The following is a 14865-nucleotide window of genomic DNA, read 5'->3' on the forward strand; positions in this document are numbered from 1 at the left end:
TTACCCAAGTCACGCTTCGGTTCCGTGCCCCAGGGTACGGATGAAAAGGGAACGCGGTGCGCCCGGTTGGGCCAATCCGCGGCTGCCCCCGCAACTGTAGGCGGAGAGCAAGGCTGACTGATGCCACTGGGAACCACCCCGGGAAGGCCAGCCAAGCGACGACCCGCGAGCCAGGAGACCTGCCGAGGCAAGATCACCCTTTCCGGACGCGGGGTGCGTTCCGGAGGCGGCCTGACCGCAGTGGTGACCTGATCAGCACCGTCTGCGGTAGGGGCCTTGCCCTTCCCGGACATGACAAGACAACACCGCCGGCACGCACGCGTGCCCGGAACGGAGGGCAAGAATGACCTTGAACCGAACCGCCACCATCGCCCTGTTGGCAGGGATGGCCCCGCTGTCAGCCATCGCGCAGGACAGCCTGCTGCTGGACGAGATCACCGCCACCGCGCGGCTGACCCCGGTCGAAATCAGCCGCACCGGCGCCACCGTCGAGATCGTGACCGAAGAGGATCGCGAGGCAACCGGCGAAGTGCGCCTGACAGACCACCTGGAACGGGTGCCGGGGATCATCGTCAACTCCAATGGTCCGATCGGTACGATCACCTCGGTCCTGGTGCGCGGCGCGCCCAACTATTACACGCCGGTTCTGATCGACGGGATCGATGTCAGCGACCCGGCCGGCACGCAAATGTCGTTCAACTTTGGCGGGCTGACCACGGCGGGCCTGGGCCGGATGGAGGTGCTGAAAGGCTCTCAATCGGCGCTCTACGGCTCGCGCGCCATCGCGGGGGTGATCGATATCCAGTCGGCCCGCGCCAGCGCCGAGGGCGTGGAACACCGCGTCGAACTGGAATACGGCAGCTATGCGACGCAGCGCGGCAGCTACAGCCTGGCCGCCAAGGGCGACCGCTACGAGCTGTCCTTTGGCATCGCCAGCATCGATACGGATGGCTTTTCCGCCAAGGACGAGGATGCCGGCAACTTCGAGAAGGACGGCTTCCACGCAACCCGGATCAATTTCTACGGCACCTACGAACTGGACGGCGGTGCGCTGATCGGCCTGGCCGCGTTCCACGAAAACCGCCGCGGTGAATTCGACGAATTCACCGGGGATACTGCCGGCACGCCGGGGGACGAATTCAACAAGGCCGAAAGCACCGGCGTCCGCCTGTTCACCGAGTTTTCCACCGGCGCGGTGGATCACAAGCTGGACGCCACCTACTACAACATGGACCGCATCAGCAGTTCCAACGGGTTCGCCACCCCCTTCGACGGCACCCGGCGCAAGCTGTCCTACCTCGGCACCGGCGATCTGGGGGCCGCGACCACCCTGTCCCTTGGCGCCGACACCGAGAAGGAAAACGCCGCGGGCCTGGGCTCGACCCGGCTGAACGGTTTGCTTGGCGAGCTTGCGATCAGCCCCACCGACAGCCTGGACCTGACCGCCTCGGCGCGGGTCGACGATCATTCCACCTTTGGCCGGTTCGAAACGGGGCGCCTGGCGCTGGCGTGGCGCCCGGCAGAGGATTGGGTGATCCGCGGCGCGGTCGGCACCGGGTTCCGCGCCCCCTCGCTCTATGAACTCTACAGTGCCTATGGCGATCCCACGATGGACCCCGAGGAAAGCGTGACCGCCGAACTGGGCGTGGAACGCTACCTGGACGACAAGGGCCACCTGCGCGCCACCGCCTTCCTGCTGGAGGCCGACAACCTGATCGGGTTCGATTCAACCGCGACCGCCTGCGGCCAGGCCTTCGGCTGCTACAATCAGGTGCCGGGCACCTCGCGGCGGCACGGTCTGGAACTGGCCGGCGACTACGCGGTTTCCGAGCGGCTGACGCTGTCGGGCAGCTATACCTATACCGACAGCTCGCAATCGGCAGCGAACTGGGCACGGGTGGCACGCCATGACCTGTCGCTTCAGGCGGCCATCGACCTGACCGACATGCTGTCGGGTGCGCTCAGCGTGCAGCACCAGGCCGACCGCGCGCCGGGGCTGGACGATTATACCGTGGTCAACGGGATGCTGTCCTATAGCGTCAACGACCATGCCGAGGCCTATATTCGCGTGGAAAACCTGTTCGACGAAAGCTACCAGTCGGTGGCCAGCTACGGCACGTCGGATCGGGCGATCTTTGCGGGGATCCGTGGGACGTTCTAGGCCCATATCGCTGTTCGCCGCCCTGGCCCTTTGCCTGGCCGGGGCGGCGGCACAGGCCACGCCCCCACCCGCGCGGGTGGCATCGATCAACCTGTGCACCGACCAGCTGGCGATGATGCTGGCGGCGCCGGGGCAGTTGATCTCGGTCTCCATGCTGGTGCGGGACACGCGACTGTCGCCCCTGGCCCAGAACGCGCGCGCCTACCCCGTGAACCACGGCCAGGCCGAGGAACTGTTCCTGATGGCGCCCGATCTGGTCCTGGCCGGACGATACGGCGCGCAGGCCACGGTGGACATGCTGCGCCGGCTGGGGATCGCGGTGGTGCAGGTCGCCCCGGCCCGCTCTTTCGACGACATCCGCGCCAATATCCGCACCGTGGGCACCGCCCTGGGGCGCAAGGCCGAGGCCGAGGCGATGATCGCACGCTTCGATGCCGATCTTGCCGCGCTGGCCCGCGATCCGGCCACCGGGCCACGTGCTGCGGTCTATGCCGCGGGGGGCTATACCTCGGGGCGGGGCACCCTGATCCAGGACATCCTGAGCGCGGCGGGCCTGCGCAACGCCACGGCCGAGGCCGGGCGCAAGGGCGGCGGGCGCGTTCCGCTGGAACTGCTGGTCACGATCGCGCCCGACCTGGTGATCCGCGCACAGCGCTATGGCGGCGCCTCGCGCGCCGAAAACATGCTGGACCACCCGGCGCTGGCCGCGCTGATGGCCGACCAGCCGGTGCACCCCCGGTCCGACGGAACCTATATCTGCGGCACACCCCTAGTGCTGCGCGCCGTGGCCGAACTGGCCGACGCGGCCCGGGCGCTGGAGGCAAGATGAGGTATTCGCTGCTCCTCTGGCTGCTGTCGCTACTGGTCGTCGTGCTGTTCTGCGCCGCGCTGCTGATCGGCCCGGCAGGGCTGTCCCCTGGCGAAAGCGTGTCGGCCCTGCTGACTGGCCGGGGCGATGCCGCCGTGCTGGTCATGCGCGAAATCCGCCTGCCCCGGGCGATCCTGGCCGTGCTGGTCGGCGCCAGCCTGGGGCTGTCGGGTGCAGCGCTGCAAGGGTATTTGCGCAACCCGCTGGCCGAACCGGGGCTGATCGGCGTGTCCGGCAGCGCCGCCCTGGGCGCGGTGATCGCGCTGCAAACCGGGTTGGCGGCGGCCTACACGCTGGCCCTGCCCGGCGCGGCGCTTTTGGGCGCACTGGTGGCGGTGGGGCTGTTGCTGGGGCTGGCGGGGCCGCGCGGCGGCGCCTTTACCCTGATCCTGGCGGGTATCGCGCTGTCGGCGCTGGCGGGGGCGGCGACGACGTTGGTGCTGAACTTGTCGCCCAACCCCTATGCCGCGGCCGATATCGTGTTCTGGATGATGGGATCGCTGGCCGACCGGTCGTTTACCCATGTCTGGCTGGCACTGCCCTTTACCCTAGCGGGCTGGCTGCTGCTGGCAGGGCTGGGCCGGGGGCTGGACGCGCTGACCCTGGGCGAGGACGCGGCCGAGGCCTTGGGCATCCGCCTGACCCGCCTGCGCCTGGCGCTGGTTGTCGGCGTGGCCGCCTGCGTGGGCGCGGGGGTCGCGGTGGCCGGGGCCATCGGGTTCGTCGGGCTGATCGTGCCGCATCTGCTGCGCCCGCTGGTCGGCGCCCGACCCGCGCGGCTGCTGTTGGCCTCGGCCCTGGGCGGGGCGGCGCTGCTGCTGGCCTCTGACATCGCGGTGCGGCTGATCCTGCCCGAACGCGACCTGAAACTGGGGGTGCTGACCGCGCTGCTGGGCGCACCGCTGTTCCTGCACCTGATCTATAAAACCCGGCGGGAGCAGGGCGCATGACCGGGCTGACATTGTCCAACCTCTCCGTCTATCGCGGCCCCTGCCCGGTGGTCGAGGATATCTCGCTGAACCTGCACCCTGGCGAATGCGTCGGCCTGATCGGCCCCAACGGGGCGGGCAAGACCACGCTGATGCGCGCGGCCCTGGGCTTGCTGCCGCATAAGGGCACGTCCAGCCTGGCCCGCCTGTCCACGGCGGAACGCGGCCGCGCGGCGGCCTGGCTGCCGCAGATGCGTGAAATCGCCTGGCCCGTCAGCGTGGAAACCCTGGTGGGGCTGGGCCGCACGCCCCATCTGGGCCCCGGCCAGCGGCCCGGCCCGCGCGACGCCGCCGCCATCGCTGCCGCACTGGCGCGGATGGATCTGACTGACTTCGCCGCCCGCCGCGCGACTGCCCTGTCGGGGGGCGAACAGGCGCGCGTGCTGATCGCGCGGGCCTTGGCGCAAGAGGCGCCGATGCTGCTGGCCGACGAGCCCATCGCCGGGCTGGACCCCGCGCACCAGATCACCACGATGCGGCTGTTCGCCGATCTGGCCGCCGAGGGGCGGCTGGTGCTGGCGGCACTGCACGATCTGGGGCTGGCCGCGCGGTTCTGCACGCGGCTGATCCTGATGCAGCGCGGGCGGTTGGTGGCCGACGGCCCCCCGGCCGAGGTGCTGACGCCCGACAACCTGGCCCGCGTCTTCGGCCTGCGGGCCTATATGGCCGACACGCCGGACGGCCCCGTTTTCCAACCGCTGGAGGTGGTCTGACATGCAGGCGCTTGCCGATTTTCTGGTCAAAGGCGGCCCGGCGATCTGGGTGATCGCGGGGCTGTCGGTTCTGACCCTGGCCCTAATCCTGTGGAAGCTGTGGCGCCTGGCCCTGATGGGCGCCTTTGCCGGGGCGCGGGCCGAACGCGCGGTCCAGCTTTGGCAGCATGGCGCGCGGGACGCCGCAGCGCAGGCCGTCGCCGGGCGCGCGGGCCTGCGGGCGCGGCTGGTGCGGGCGGCCATCGACGCGCTGCACCGGGGCCTGCCCGAAGCGGCCGCGCGCGAGGAAACCACCCGCGTCGCCCGCCGCCTGCTGGCCGAGGCGCGCACAGGCCTGCGAGCGCTGGAACTGATCGCCGTGATCGCCCCGCTGTTGGGGCTGCTGGGCACCGTGATGGGCATGATCGACGCCTTTCAGGCATTGGAAAACAGCGGCGCCGCAGCCGACCCGTCCGACCTGGCTGGCGGGATATGGGAGGCGCTGTTGACCACCGCCGCGGGCATGGCCGTGGCGATCCCGGCGGCCATCGCCCATAGCTGGCTGGAGTCGGTCGTGGACAGCGCCCGCGCCGATATGGAGGATCTGGCCACCCGCCTGTTCCTGTCCGGCAAGGGGCGCTGAGCGATGTTCGCCTTCGACACCCCGCGCCGCCCCCGCCGGCCCAGCCTGACCCCGATGATCGACGTGGTCTTTCTGCTGCTGGTGTTCTTCATGCTGGCGGCGCGGTTCGGGCCGCAGGCAGGGCTGGAACTGGGCACCGCGTCGGGCGGGTCCACTGCCTGGAGCGGCCCGCCCCGTCTGGTAGAGGTGACCCAGGATGGCATGCGCCTGAACGGCGTATCCATGGACCTGCCCGCCCTGCTGGATCGGCTGGCCGCCCTGACCCCGCGCCAAGGCGACCCTGTGCTGGTGCGCGCGCGGCCGGGGGCGGACACGCAGGCATTGGTCGATGCGCTGGAGGCGCTGGCCGGGGCCGGCTTTGCCGGCGCCATGCTGGTGGAGTAGGCGATGCTGGATTTCGGGGGGCATACGCGGGCAAGGACGGGCGAGGCGATCGTACCGATGATCAACGTCGTGTTCCTGCTGCTGATCTTCTTCCTGATGACGGCGCGGCTGACCCCGCCCGAACCCTTCGCCACCACGCCGCCCCGCGCAGGCGGCGCCACCGCGGCAGAGGGGGCAACGATCTACCTGTCCGCGAATGGCGATCTGGCCTTTGGAACGGTGCGGGGGGATGCGGTCGTTGCGGCACTGGCGGAACGCGCGCCCGGGCCGGTGCTGCTGCGCGCCGATGCCCGCGCCCCGGCGCCGGACCTGGCCCGGATCGTGGCCCGGCTGACGGCGGTCGGCCACGGGCCGGTGCGACTGGTGACGGTGCCGCGATGAACCGCCTGGCCGATATCGCGCTGTTCGTGCCGCTGGCCGCGGGGCTGCATGTGGCGGCGTTCACGCTGGCCGCGGGGTCGCTGGGCGGGGGAACCGGCGCTGGTGGCGAGGGGGGCGAGGATCTGGTCACGCTGGCCGCGGCACCGCCCGCAATGGCCCGGATCGCGCAGGAATGGGACACCGCGCCCGCGCCACACAGCGCGAGCCCGGCCCCTGCCAGCCCGCAGGCAGACACGGCCCCCACCCTGCCCGACAGCGCGCCCGCCCCGCACACGCGCGCGCCCCTCCCCGCGCAACCGGACCGGCCCGAGGTGACAGCGCCGTCGCTGCCCGCACCGCCCCCGGCAATGGCCGCGCCACAACTGCCCCGGCAGATGCCCGCCCTGCCCGCCGCGCCGCGCCCCGACCGGACCGCCGCCCTGGTGCCCCCCGCCCCCGCACCGGGCCGGGCCCTGCCCAGCCGGCCGCCGATGCCAAGCCCGGACACCCTGCCGGATGCCCAAGCGCAGACCGGCGCCCCGCTGGCCGACAGCCCCCGCCCCGTTGCGCGCCCGGACCCCACACCAGCAAGCACGCCGCAACAGGCCCGCCGCGCGAAAGGCACCGCCGGCGCCCCCGTGGCCGGGGGGCAGACCGGCACCGTTGCCACCCCCACCCTGTCCCCCGGACAGCGGCAATCGCTGCGGGCCGAATGGGGCGCACGCATCCTGGCCCGCGTAACCCGGCAGCACCATTATCCGCGCGGCAGCCGGGCCGAGGGGCGCGCGCTGGTCGAACTGGTCGTTGCGGCGAATGGGCAATTGCTGTCCGCGCGGCTGGTGCGCAGTGCTGGTGATGCATCGCTGGACCGGGCCGCGCTGGCCGCCGTGCGCCGGGCTGCGCCATTCCCGGCGGCACCAAGGGGGCTGGGACGACCCCGCGACAGCTTCACCCTGCCGCTGAATTTCGAAAGACGGCGCTAAACGGCCTTGCCTTTCTCACCGGCAAGACCCCGCAGGATCGGGCAGTCGGGCCGGGCATCGCCCGCGCAGGCCTCGATCAGTTCGGACAGAGTAGCACGCATCGCCTGAAGCTCGGCGATCTTGGCGTCGATCTGGTCCAGATGGTCGCGCGCGATACGTTTCACATCCGCGCTGGCGCGGTTCCGGTCACTGTAAAGCGCCAGCAGCGCGCGGCATTCCTCGATCGTGAAGCCAAGCGCCCGCGCACGCCCCAGAAAGGTCAGGCGATGCAGGTCCGTTTCAGAATAAGCACGATAGCCGTTGGCACTGCGTGCGGGCCGGACAAGGCCGATCTCTTCGTAATAGCGCAGGGTCTTGGGCGGCAGGCCCGTCTGTTCCGCTGCCTCGCCAATATTCATGCGATCCCCCTGTCTGCGCGCAGTGCAAGCCTTGCAGGTCAAGCCAGGTTACCCGAACAGCCGTCATAACCGCCGCTGTTGTGAACACGGGCGCAACAGATGGGGCTTACACCGACTGGAAGGTCAAGAGCCCTGTTCGTCCAGAGCAGAGGTCATCCGCTCTCGCACATTGGAACAGAACTGTGCGGTCTTCTCTGCCTGGTGCGCAGCCTCTTTCGTGGCGGCGGCGACCGTTTCGCCAAGATAGTCCTGCTGGATCGCCGCAAGGCTGGCCGCGTCGCGGCACGTCATCGCGCGGGCAAGGGTTTCGGCATCGCGCAACGCCTTGTCCCGGGCGAAACCGGCCATGTCATTCGCCGCACGGCGGGTATAGTCGACCATCGCGCATCCCAGCCAGGCGGCCAGGCCAACCCCCTCTGCCTGGGCGGCTGCAAGGGAACGGAGCGGGTCGAATTCAGCGGTGTCGGTCTCTTTCCCGGACATGGCATCCCCGGCGCGTTTTCGTTTCTGGGCCTACAGATAGCCAGTCCCGCACGCAGGGTCAAAGCCCCATTGCCATCACAGATAATAGCGGTCGCGGAAGATGTGGCGGATCACCTCTTCGCGGGTGACGCCGCGCCGGGCCAGCTCGGCATCGCTGGTGGCATTCAGGGTCGCAACCTGGCGGCTGCGCGGGTGGTTTTCTACGATCCGGGCGAATACGCCGACCAGGTTCCCCAGCGTGGGGACGTGCAGACCGGTGATGTTTGTGTTTGCAAGTGCCATTTCTTGGAAACTCCTGTCCATTTACAGACGTTTCCTCCCATGGGGCCAATATGGAACGGGATCGCTGACCAGACCATTGCCAAGTCCGAAGCACCGCGTTGCAGCACGTGCGCAGCTTGGCGGGGAATTTCCCGGAAATGGAAAGGGGCACGCAATTCTGTTGCGCGCCCCGGTTCATGGCGATCTTTTCCTTGCGCACCCACGCGGTATGGCGCCGATCACTCCTTGAACGGCTGACTGGGCGCGGCGGGCTGGCGACGGGCCCGGCGGCGCGGCTCGCGCTTGGGGGCCGCAGCGCCGGTTTCGGTGGCCGGGGCCGTCGTCGGGGATTTCGCGTCGGTGCTGGCGGGTTCAGGCGCCTGCGCGCTCTCTTCAGGCTTCGCCGGTGCCTTGGCGGGCCTCGGGGCCTCGGCGGCGGGGGCAGCGGCCTTGGGCGTCTTGCCGGCGGGCTTGGCTGCCGGTGCCGGGCTATCGGCGGTCGCGGCCGGTTTTGCGGCTGTCTTCGCGACCGGCTTGGCCGCGGTCCGGGCGCGGGCGGGCGTGGTCTTGGGCGCAGGTTTGGCCGGCGCGGGCGTGGCCGGCATTGTGCCGCTTTCAAAGGTCATGGGGCTGAATTGCACACCGAACGACACCCATTGCTCGGCCAGGCGAACCTGCATCTCGGCAACGGTTCCCCAGAAACGGCAGTAGCTGGTGGTCAGGGCGAGCGGAATGGCAAAGGCGGACATGGCATTTCCCTTTTCGTTTCGGGTCTGTTCACGCCACACGGAGCCCCACCCACGGCCAAGCCGCGAATGACGGGGCACCCGCGCAGCATATCGCGCCAAGTCTAGCCCAGATTTCGCTGCATTGCAGCAAAAGAGTTCATCCGCCCGAACAGCGCTGGAAATGCCGTGATCGCGCGCGTCCGGCGCGTGGTTTCAGCAGGCCAGACGGTAGGCGCTGCGGGCGGTGTCCTGCCCCAGCAGCGCCTCGATCAGTTCGCGGCCCTCTTGTGTGGGTTGACCCTCATGATCCAGCCAGCCACGTCCCAGTGCCGCATGATCGACGCGATCGGCCGCGTGGACGAGAAACCGGGTAAAACCGAGAATCCGCGAGGCGAGGTCGTCGTTGCTCATGTAACACAATCCTTTCGGCAAGAAGAAGCGGCAGCAGGAATGCGTCGACGGCGGAAATCGCCGGACACCTACTGCGCCTTCGTCATACCAAAAATGCTGCGTTGCAGCAACTCGACGGCCATGCATTTTCTGCAATGCGGCAATTCATCTGCCGCACCGCAGCATCGCGCGATCAGCCTTGCATACGCACCAGCGCGTGACGCTTCTTGCCCGCCGACAGCTTGATCGGGTCGGCCAGCATGTCCGCATCCACCATCAGCCCCGCATCGGTCAGCGGCTCATCGTTCAGCCGCGCGCCGCCCTCGGCGATCAGGCGCTTGGCCTCCTTGCCCGATTTCGCCAATCCCGACCGCGTGATGAGCTGAACCACCGAGATCCCCTCGCCCAACTCTGCCGCGCTGAGATCCAGGGTGGGCAGGTCGTCGCCCGCGCCGCCCTTTTCGAACACCTCGCGCGCGGTGGCCTCCGCCGCTGCGGCTGCATCTGCGCCGTGGCAAAGGGTCGTCACCTCATTGGCAAGGCGGATCTTGGCGTCGTTGATCTCGGACCCTTCCAGCGCGCCCAGGCGTTCGCATTCCTCGACCGGCAATTCGGTGTAAAGCTTCAGGAACCGGCCCACATCGGCATCGGTGGTGTTGCGCCAGAACTGCCAGAATTCGTAGGGCGACAGCATTTCGGCGTTCAGCCAGATGGCACCGCCCTGGCTCTTGCCCATCTTGCGCCCGTCCGACGTGGTCAACAGCGGCGAGGTCAGACCGAACACCTCGGCATCCAGGATGCGGCGGGTCAGGTCGATGCCGTTGACGATGTTGCCCCACTGGTCCGACCCGCCCATCTGCAACCGGCAGCCATAGCGGCGGTTCAGCTCCAGGAAATCGTAGGCCTGAAGGATCATGTAGTTGAATTCGAGGAAGGACAGCGATTGTTCCCGGTCCAGCCGCGATTTCACCGACTCGAACGACAGCATCCGGTTCACGCTGAAATGCCGCCCGATATCGCGCAGGAACTCAAGATAGTTCAACCCGTCCAGCCATTCGGCGTTGTTCAACATCAAGGCGCCGGTCGGGGCCGAGTCGTCGTAGCTGAGGTATTTGTCAAAGACGAGCTTCATCGAGGCGATGTTGGCGTCGATATCCGCCGCACTCAGAAGCGGGCGTTCGTCGGACCGGAAAGACGGGTCGCCCACCTTGGTCGTTCCTCCGCCCATCAGCGTGATGGGCCGGTGCCCGGTTTTTTGCAGCCAGCGCAGCATCATGATGTTCAGCAGATGCCCCACATGCAACGATTTTGCCGTGGCATCATAGCCGATATAGGCGGTCACCACCCCTTCGCTCAACGCCTCGTCGAGGCCCTGATAATCGGTGCAGTCGGCCAGAAAGCCACGCTCGATCATCACGCGCAGGAAATCGGATTTGGGGTGGTAGGTCATTGCCTCTTGTCCCTTGGCTGGTTTCGGGCGTGATATATCGGGGCAAGGCGGCAAGGGGAAGGCCATGAAGGACGCACGGGTCGTCAGAGCATTGGGGACGATGTCGGGAACCTCGCTGGACGGGGTGGATGCGGCCATACTGCTGACCGATGGCGAGGCGATTTCAGGATTTGGCGACACCGCCTACCGCCCCTACACGGCCAAAGAACGCGCCACCCTGACCGCGGCCCTTGGAAAATGGCCGGGCGATGATGGGGTAAACGCCGCCGCCGAGGTGGTCGAGGCCGCCCATGCCGAGGTGATGACCCGTTTCGAAGGGGTGCAGATCGCGGGGTTTCACGGCCAGACCCTGGCCCATGATCCACGGGGGCGCGGCACCCACCAGGCGGGCGACGGGCAGGTGCTGGCACAGGCCCTGGGGGTTCCGGTGGTCTGGAATTTCCGCAGCGCGGATGTGCGGCTGGGGGGTCAGGGCGCGCCGCTGGCGCCGTTCTTTCACTTCGCCTGCGCGCGGTTCATCGGGGCCGAGGCGCCGGTGGCCTTCGTCAATCTGGGCGGCGTGGGCAACCTGACCTGGGTGGACCCAAGCCGCCCCGCACCAGAGGCAGAGGGCGCGCTGCTGGCCTTTGACACCGGCCCCGCGAATGCCCCCCTGAACGACCTGATGCAGGCCCGGCGCGGGCTGGGGTGCGACCGCAACGGCGAATTGGCCGCACAGGGCATTGTGGACGAGGGCGTCATCGCGGCGCTGATGGATCATCCCTTCTTCTTTCGTGTGCCGCCCAAATCGCTGGACCGCAATGCCTTTGCCGATTTGCTGGCGCGGGTGGCGCATCTGCCGGACGCAGATGCGGCGGCGACCCTGACCGCCGCGGCGGCCAGCGCGGTGGCCCGCGGGCTGGAACACTGCCCCGAACCGCCTGAACGGCTGCTGGTCACGGGGGGCGGGCGGCTGAACCCGCTGATGATGGAGATGCTGATCGAACGCGCGGGCGTGACCGCGGTTCAGGTCGAAGAGGTCGGCCTGAACGGCGACATGCTGGAGGCGCAGGCCTTTGCCTTTCTCGCGGTGCGGGTGGCGCGGGGCCTGCCGACCTCTTGCCCCGGCACGACCGGGGTGGCGGCTGCCGTGGGCGGGGGCGAGATCAGCCGCCCGCTGCGCTGAATGGCCCCCTTGGCGCAGGCGAACGCCGCGCAGTAAACGAAGGAAAACGCGCCGACCCGACCGAGAGGAACGTCCATGACCGGAGTTGCGGACCAGAGATTTCCCAAGAGCCTGATTCAGGCCGATCGCATCGTGACGGACACGCGATGGGATCTTGCGGAATACGGCAGCACACCCTTTTCCGATTTCTTCGGGCTGGCCATGCTGAGCGCGGCCGCCCCGCGCGCGGGGCTGACGGCCCGCGCCACACCGCTGTCCTCGGCGATCAAGCTGCCGACGATCTGGCACCGGCGGCTGAAGATGCGCCTGCGGACGGGCAAGCGCATCCTGCCGATCCCGACGGTATCGCGCCGCCGGTCCAAGACGCGGCTGGCGACTGGACGCGTGATCCCCATCGGCTAAAGCAGCTCCCGGCACGGCGTCTGACCCAAGGGCGCGCCGTGCCGGTTGCCCGCCAGCCGTTCAGTCGATGACGCGCACGGCGACCATCCGGTCGGGCTGGCCCATGACGGCGCCGTTTTGGCCCCGAACGCCGCGCTTGATCGCGTCGACTACGTCCATCCCGTCAGTCACCTCACCGACAACCGTGTATTGCCCGTTCAACCCCGGAACGGGTGCGAACATGATGAAGAACTGCGAATTGGCCGAGTCCGGATCTGTCGACCGCGCCATGCCGATCACGCCCCTCTCGAACGACAGATCGGAGAATTCCGCCGCAAGGTCCGGCAGATCGGATCCACCGCGCCCGGCAAGCCGCATGTCGCCGCCCAGCTTGCCGAACTGCACATCGCCGGTCTGCGCCATGAAACGGTCGATCACCCGGTGAAAGACGACATCGTCATAGGCGCCGGCCTCTGCCAGTTCGGTGATCCGGGCCACATGGTTGGGGGCGACATCCTCGAACAGGTCAACGGTGACGGTGCCGTTGGCGCCCTCGCCCGCGATGTCGATTTCCAGCCCGGTGGCCAGCGCCGGACCGGCGGCCAGAACAGCCAGAAGGGTCAGGGCCTTACGCATCGGCCGCCACCTTGACGCTGAGCATGCGATCGGGGTTTGCGGGCGGCTCGCCCCGGGTGATGGCATCGACATGTTCCATCCCCTCGATCACGCGGCCATAGACGGTGTACTGACCGTTCAGGAAGTGATTGTCGGTGAAGTTGATGAAGAACTGCGAATTGGCGGAATTCGGGTTCTGCGACCGCGCCGCGCCCAGCGTGCCCCGGTCATGGGGAATGCGCGAAAACTCTGCCGGCAGATCCGGCAGGTCCGACCCGCCGGTGCCCGCGCGGCGGATGTTGAAGCCATTCTCGGCGTTGCCATGCGCCACGTCCCCGGTCTGGGCCATGAACCCGTCGATCACCCGGTGGAACACCACGTTGTCATAGGCGCCTGCGCGGGCCAGTTCCTTCATCCGGGCGCTGTGGGCGGGGGCGATATCGGGCATCAGCTCGATCACGACGCGACCGTCCTTCAGCTCCATGATGATCGTGTTTTCGGGATCCTTGATCTCGGCCATTGTGGCCTCCTCCTGCCTGTTTTTCCGGGGCGGAGCGTAGTGCGACCAATCGCCGAAGGAAAGGGGCGGCAGCGGCCAAGAGCATTGACCTTGCCCCCCGCTTCGGGCGATCTAGCGCCAAGCCTATAACCCTCGGGAGGAGAACGCATGGCCTGGAAGACCCTCGACGACATGGACCTCGCCGGCAAGGTGGCGCTGGTACGGGTGGATATCAACGTGCCGGTCGAGGATGGCCGCGTCACCGATGCCACCCGGATCGAGCGGATCATGCCCACGGTCAAGGACATCCTGGCCAAGGGCGGCAAGCCCGTGCTGCTGGCTCATTTCGGCCGCCCCAAGGGGCAAGTCGTGCCCGAGATGAGCCTGAAGGTCACCATTCCCGCGCTGGAAGCGGCCTTTGGCCAGGGCGTCGTCTTTGCCGAGGACTGCATCGGCCTGCCCGCGAAACAGGCCGTCGCCGCGATGAGCGAGGGTGACATCCTGCTGCTGGAAAACACCCGCTTTCACCCGGGCGAGGAAAAGAATGACCCCGAGCTTGCCGCAGCCATCGCGGCCCTGGGCGATATCTATGTCAACGACGCGTTCTCGGCCGCGCACCGCGCGCATGCCTCGACCGAGGGGCTGGCCCGCCTGCTGCCCGCTTGCGCGGGCCGCAACATGGAGGCCGAGCTGAAGGCGCTGGAAGGCGCGCTGGCCACCCCCGAACGCCCGGTGGTCGCGGTCGTCGGCGGCGCCAAGGTTTCCACCAAGCTGGACCTGCTGGGCAACCTGGTGGCCAAGGTGGATTACCTTGTCATCGGCGGCGGCATGGCCAACACCTTCCTGGCCGCCCAGGGCATCGATGTGGGCAAGTCGCTGTGCGAGCATGACATGACCGGCACCGCGCGCGACATCATGGACAAGGCCAAAACCGCCGGCTGCGAGATCGTGCTGCCCGTCGACGTGGTCGTGGCGCGTGAATTCAAGGCCGGCGCCGAGAACGAAACAGTCGCCGCCGACGCCTGCCCGGCCGACGCGATGATCCTGGATGCCGGCCCCGAAACCGTGAAGGCGGTGGACGAGGTGTTCGGCAAGTGCAACACGCTGATCTGGAACGGTCCGCTGGGTGCCTTTGAGATCGAACCGTTCAACGCCGCCACCAACGCCGCCGCACAGAAGGCCGCCGAGATGACCAGGGCCGACAGACTGATCTCGGTTGCAGGCGGGGGCGATACGGTCGCGGCCCTGAACGGCGCCGGCGTTGCGGCGGATTTCACCTACATCTCGACCGCGGGCGGCGCCTTCCTGGAGTGGATGGAAGGCAAGACCCTGCCCGGCGTCGCGGCGCTGGAAGAGTGATCAAGAACGCCCGGCGCCGCAAGGCGCCGGGCCCGCCCCGAACGGCGGCTACCCCC

At 68.4% G+C, this 14865-nt stretch carries 19 protein-coding genes and 1 riboswitch; of the genes, 11 read left to right on the plus strand and 8 right to left on the minus strand.

Annotated features, from left to right (window positions below; translation table 11 throughout):
* Window positions 1-201, plus strand: a riboswitch (cobalamin riboswitch).
* Between the two features lie 142 nt (window positions 202-343).
* Genes EV656_RS07040 through EV656_RS07075 form a run of 8 tightly spaced genes read left to right on the plus strand, consistent with a single transcriptional unit; the run spans window position 344 to window position 7080 of the window.
* Window positions 344-2161 (plus strand): TonB-dependent receptor plug domain-containing protein, encoded by a 1818-nt coding sequence (locus EV656_RS07040; protein ID WP_132601460.1) that lies wholly within the window; start codon window positions 344-346, stop codon window positions 2159-2161.
* Window positions 2148-2990: an ABC transporter substrate-binding protein gene (locus EV656_RS07045; RefSeq protein ID WP_132601463.1), complete on the plus strand. Its 843-nt coding sequence runs from the start codon at window positions 2148-2150 to the stop codon at window positions 2988-2990. Before EV656_RS07040 ends, EV656_RS07045 begins: the two co-directional genes overlap by 14 nt.
* Window positions 2987-3979, plus strand: a complete 993-nt coding sequence (locus EV656_RS07050; RefSeq protein ID WP_132601466.1) for a FecCD family ABC transporter permease — start codon at window positions 2987-2989, stop codon at window positions 3977-3979. The genes EV656_RS07045 and EV656_RS07050 overlap by 4 nt, the downstream gene beginning before the upstream one ends.
* On the plus strand, window positions 3976-4731 hold the full coding sequence (locus EV656_RS07055) for an ABC transporter ATP-binding protein (RefSeq protein ID WP_132601469.1): 756 nt from the start codon (window positions 3976-3978) through the stop codon (window positions 4729-4731). Before EV656_RS07050 ends, EV656_RS07055 begins: the two co-directional genes overlap by 4 nt.
* Before the next feature lies 1 nt (window position 4732).
* Window positions 4733-5353 carry a MotA/TolQ/ExbB proton channel family protein gene (locus EV656_RS07060; RefSeq protein ID WP_132601472.1) on the plus strand — a complete coding sequence of 207 codons (621 nt, stop codon included), beginning with the start codon at window positions 4733-4735 and terminating at the stop codon, window positions 5351-5353.
* A 3-nt stretch (window positions 5354-5356) separates the two neighbouring features.
* Window positions 5357-5737 carry an ExbD/TolR family protein gene (locus EV656_RS07065; RefSeq protein WP_132601475.1) on the plus strand — a complete coding sequence of 127 codons (381 nt, stop codon included), beginning with the start codon at window positions 5357-5359 and terminating at the stop codon, window positions 5735-5737.
* Between the two features lie 3 nt (window positions 5738-5740).
* A complete protein-coding gene (locus EV656_RS07070; RefSeq protein WP_242469069.1) occupies window positions 5741-6118 on the plus strand; it encodes an ExbD/TolR family protein in 378 nt (125 codons plus the stop codon).
* The gene (locus tag EV656_RS07075; RefSeq protein ID WP_132601478.1) at window positions 6115-7080 is read left to right on the plus strand and encodes an energy transducer TonB family protein; all 966 of its coding nucleotides are present in this window, start codon (window positions 6115-6117) and stop codon (window positions 7078-7080) included. The genes EV656_RS07070 and EV656_RS07075 overlap by 4 nt, the downstream gene beginning before the upstream one ends.
* On the opposite strand, the gene cueR is transcribed toward EV656_RS07075, so the two are convergent.
* The 6 genes from cueR to tyrS all read right to left on the minus strand — a co-directional run bounded on the left by cueR (window position 7077) and on the right by tyrS (window position 10790).
* The gene (gene cueR, locus EV656_RS07080; RefSeq protein WP_132601481.1) at window positions 7077-7478 is read right to left on the minus strand and encodes a Cu(I)-responsive transcriptional regulator; all 402 of its coding nucleotides are present in this window, start codon (window positions 7476-7478) and stop codon (window positions 7077-7079) included. The genes EV656_RS07075 and cueR overlap by 4 nt on opposite strands.
* A gap of 123 nt (window positions 7479-7601) precedes the next feature.
* Window positions 7602-7961 (minus strand): hypothetical protein, encoded by a 360-nt coding sequence (locus EV656_RS07085; RefSeq protein ID WP_132601484.1) that lies wholly within the window; start codon window positions 7959-7961, stop codon window positions 7602-7604.
* Window positions 7962-8036: 75 nt separating this feature from the next.
* Window positions 8037-8243, minus strand: coding sequence for a DUF1127 domain-containing protein (locus tag EV656_RS07090; RefSeq protein ID WP_132601487.1), 207 nt, complete (start codon window positions 8241-8243; stop codon window positions 8037-8039).
* Window positions 8244-8461: 218 nt separating this feature from the next.
* Window positions 8462-8971: a hypothetical protein gene (locus EV656_RS07095; RefSeq protein ID WP_132601490.1), complete on the minus strand. Its 510-nt coding sequence runs from the start codon at window positions 8969-8971 to the stop codon at window positions 8462-8464.
* Window positions 8972-9163: 192 nt separating this feature from the next.
* Complete coding sequence (locus EV656_RS07100) at window positions 9164-9361, minus strand: hypothetical protein (RefSeq protein WP_132601493.1); 198 nt, start codon at window positions 9359-9361, stop codon at window positions 9164-9166.
* Between the two features lie 172 nt (window positions 9362-9533).
* Window positions 9534-10790, minus strand: a complete 1257-nt coding sequence (gene tyrS / locus EV656_RS07105) for a tyrosine--tRNA ligase (RefSeq protein WP_132601496.1) — start codon at window positions 10788-10790, stop codon at window positions 9534-9536.
* A 64-nt stretch (window positions 10791-10854) separates the two neighbouring features.
* On the opposite strand from tyrS, the gene EV656_RS07110 reads away from it, so the two are divergent.
* Entirely contained in the window at window positions 10855-11955 is a 1101-nt protein-coding gene (locus EV656_RS07110; RefSeq protein ID WP_132601499.1) for an anhydro-N-acetylmuramic acid kinase, read from the plus strand.
* A 75-nt stretch (window positions 11956-12030) separates the two neighbouring features.
* Window positions 12031-12357 (plus strand): hypothetical protein, encoded by a 327-nt coding sequence (locus EV656_RS07115; RefSeq protein ID WP_132601502.1) that lies wholly within the window; start codon window positions 12031-12033, stop codon window positions 12355-12357.
* Window positions 12358-12417: 60 nt separating this feature from the next.
* Here EV656_RS07115 and EV656_RS07120 read toward each other — a convergent pair whose 3' ends face one another.
* Together EV656_RS07120 and EV656_RS07125 are read right to left on the minus strand one after the other, a co-directional pair.
* Window positions 12418-12972: a peptidylprolyl isomerase gene (locus EV656_RS07120; RefSeq protein WP_132601505.1), complete on the minus strand. Its 555-nt coding sequence runs from the start codon at window positions 12970-12972 to the stop codon at window positions 12418-12420.
* The gene (locus EV656_RS07125; RefSeq protein ID WP_132601508.1) at window positions 12965-13471 is read right to left on the minus strand and encodes a peptidylprolyl isomerase; all 507 of its coding nucleotides are present in this window, start codon (window positions 13469-13471) and stop codon (window positions 12965-12967) included. Before EV656_RS07125 ends, EV656_RS07120 begins: the two co-directional genes overlap by 8 nt.
* Before the next feature lie 147 nt (window positions 13472-13618).
* Between EV656_RS07125 and EV656_RS07130 the strand changes: the two genes are divergently transcribed.
* Entirely contained in the window at window positions 13619-14809 is a 1191-nt protein-coding gene (locus EV656_RS07130; protein ID WP_132601511.1) for a phosphoglycerate kinase, read from the plus strand.
* Window positions 14810-14865: the final 56 nt, after the last annotated feature.

The organism is Rhodovulum adriaticum (assembly GCF_004345735.1).
Classification (GTDB): Bacteria; Pseudomonadota; Alphaproteobacteria; order Rhodobacterales; family Rhodobacteraceae; genus Rhodovulum; species Rhodovulum adriaticum.

Bases quoted from the DNA above. Each gene is read 5' to 3' on its own strand.
- EV656_RS07050 (WP_132601466.1), top strand. From the start codon at position 2,987: ATGAGGTATTCGCTGCTCCTCTGGCTGCTGTCGCTACTGGTCGTCGTG.
- EV656_RS07125 (WP_132601508.1), bottom strand. From the start codon at position 13,471: ATGGCCGAGATCAAGGATCCCGAAAACACGATCATCATGGAGCTGAAG.
- EV656_RS07065 (WP_132601475.1), top strand. From the start codon at position 5,357: ATGTTCGCCTTCGACACCCCGCGCCGCCCCCGCCGGCCCAGCCTGACC.
- EV656_RS07115 (WP_132601502.1), top strand. From the start codon at position 12,031: ATGACCGGAGTTGCGGACCAGAGATTTCCCAAGAGCCTGATTCAGGCC.
- EV656_RS07095 (WP_132601490.1), bottom strand. From the start codon at position 8,971: ATGTCCGCCTTTGCCATTCCGCTCGCCCTGACCACCAGCTACTGCCGT.
- EV656_RS07130 (WP_132601511.1), top strand. From the start codon at position 13,619: ATGGCCTGGAAGACCCTCGACGACATGGACCTCGCCGGCAAGGTGGCG.
- EV656_RS07090 (WP_132601487.1), bottom strand. From the start codon at position 8,243: ATGGCACTTGCAAACACAAACATCACCGGTCTGCACGTCCCCACGCTG.
- EV656_RS07075 (WP_132601478.1), top strand. From the start codon at position 6,115: ATGAACCGCCTGGCCGATATCGCGCTGTTCGTGCCGCTGGCCGCGGGG.
- EV656_RS07070 (WP_242469069.1), top strand. From the start codon at position 5,741: ATGCTGGATTTCGGGGGGCATACGCGGGCAAGGACGGGCGAGGCGATC.
- EV656_RS07055 (WP_132601469.1), top strand. From the start codon at position 3,976: ATGACCGGGCTGACATTGTCCAACCTCTCCGTCTATCGCGGCCCCTGC.
- EV656_RS07110 (WP_132601499.1), top strand. From the start codon at position 10,855: ATGAAGGACGCACGGGTCGTCAGAGCATTGGGGACGATGTCGGGAACC.
- EV656_RS07120 (WP_132601505.1), bottom strand. From the start codon at position 12,972: ATGCGTAAGGCCCTGACCCTTCTGGCTGTTCTGGCCGCCGGTCCGGCG.
- tyrS (WP_132601496.1), bottom strand. From the start codon at position 10,790: ATGACCTACCACCCCAAATCCGATTTCCTGCGCGTGATGATCGAGCGT.
- cueR (WP_132601481.1), bottom strand. From the start codon at position 7,478: ATGAATATTGGCGAGGCAGCGGAACAGACGGGCCTGCCGCCCAAGACC.
- EV656_RS07100 (WP_132601493.1), bottom strand. From the start codon at position 9,361: ATGAGCAACGACGACCTCGCCTCGCGGATTCTCGGTTTTACCCGGTTT.
- EV656_RS07060 (WP_132601472.1), top strand. From the start codon at position 4,733: ATGCAGGCGCTTGCCGATTTTCTGGTCAAAGGCGGCCCGGCGATCTGG.
- EV656_RS07085 (WP_132601484.1), bottom strand. From the start codon at position 7,961: ATGTCCGGGAAAGAGACCGACACCGCTGAATTCGACCCGCTCCGTTCC.
- EV656_RS07040 (WP_132601460.1), top strand. From the start codon at position 344: ATGACCTTGAACCGAACCGCCACCATCGCCCTGTTGGCAGGGATGGCC.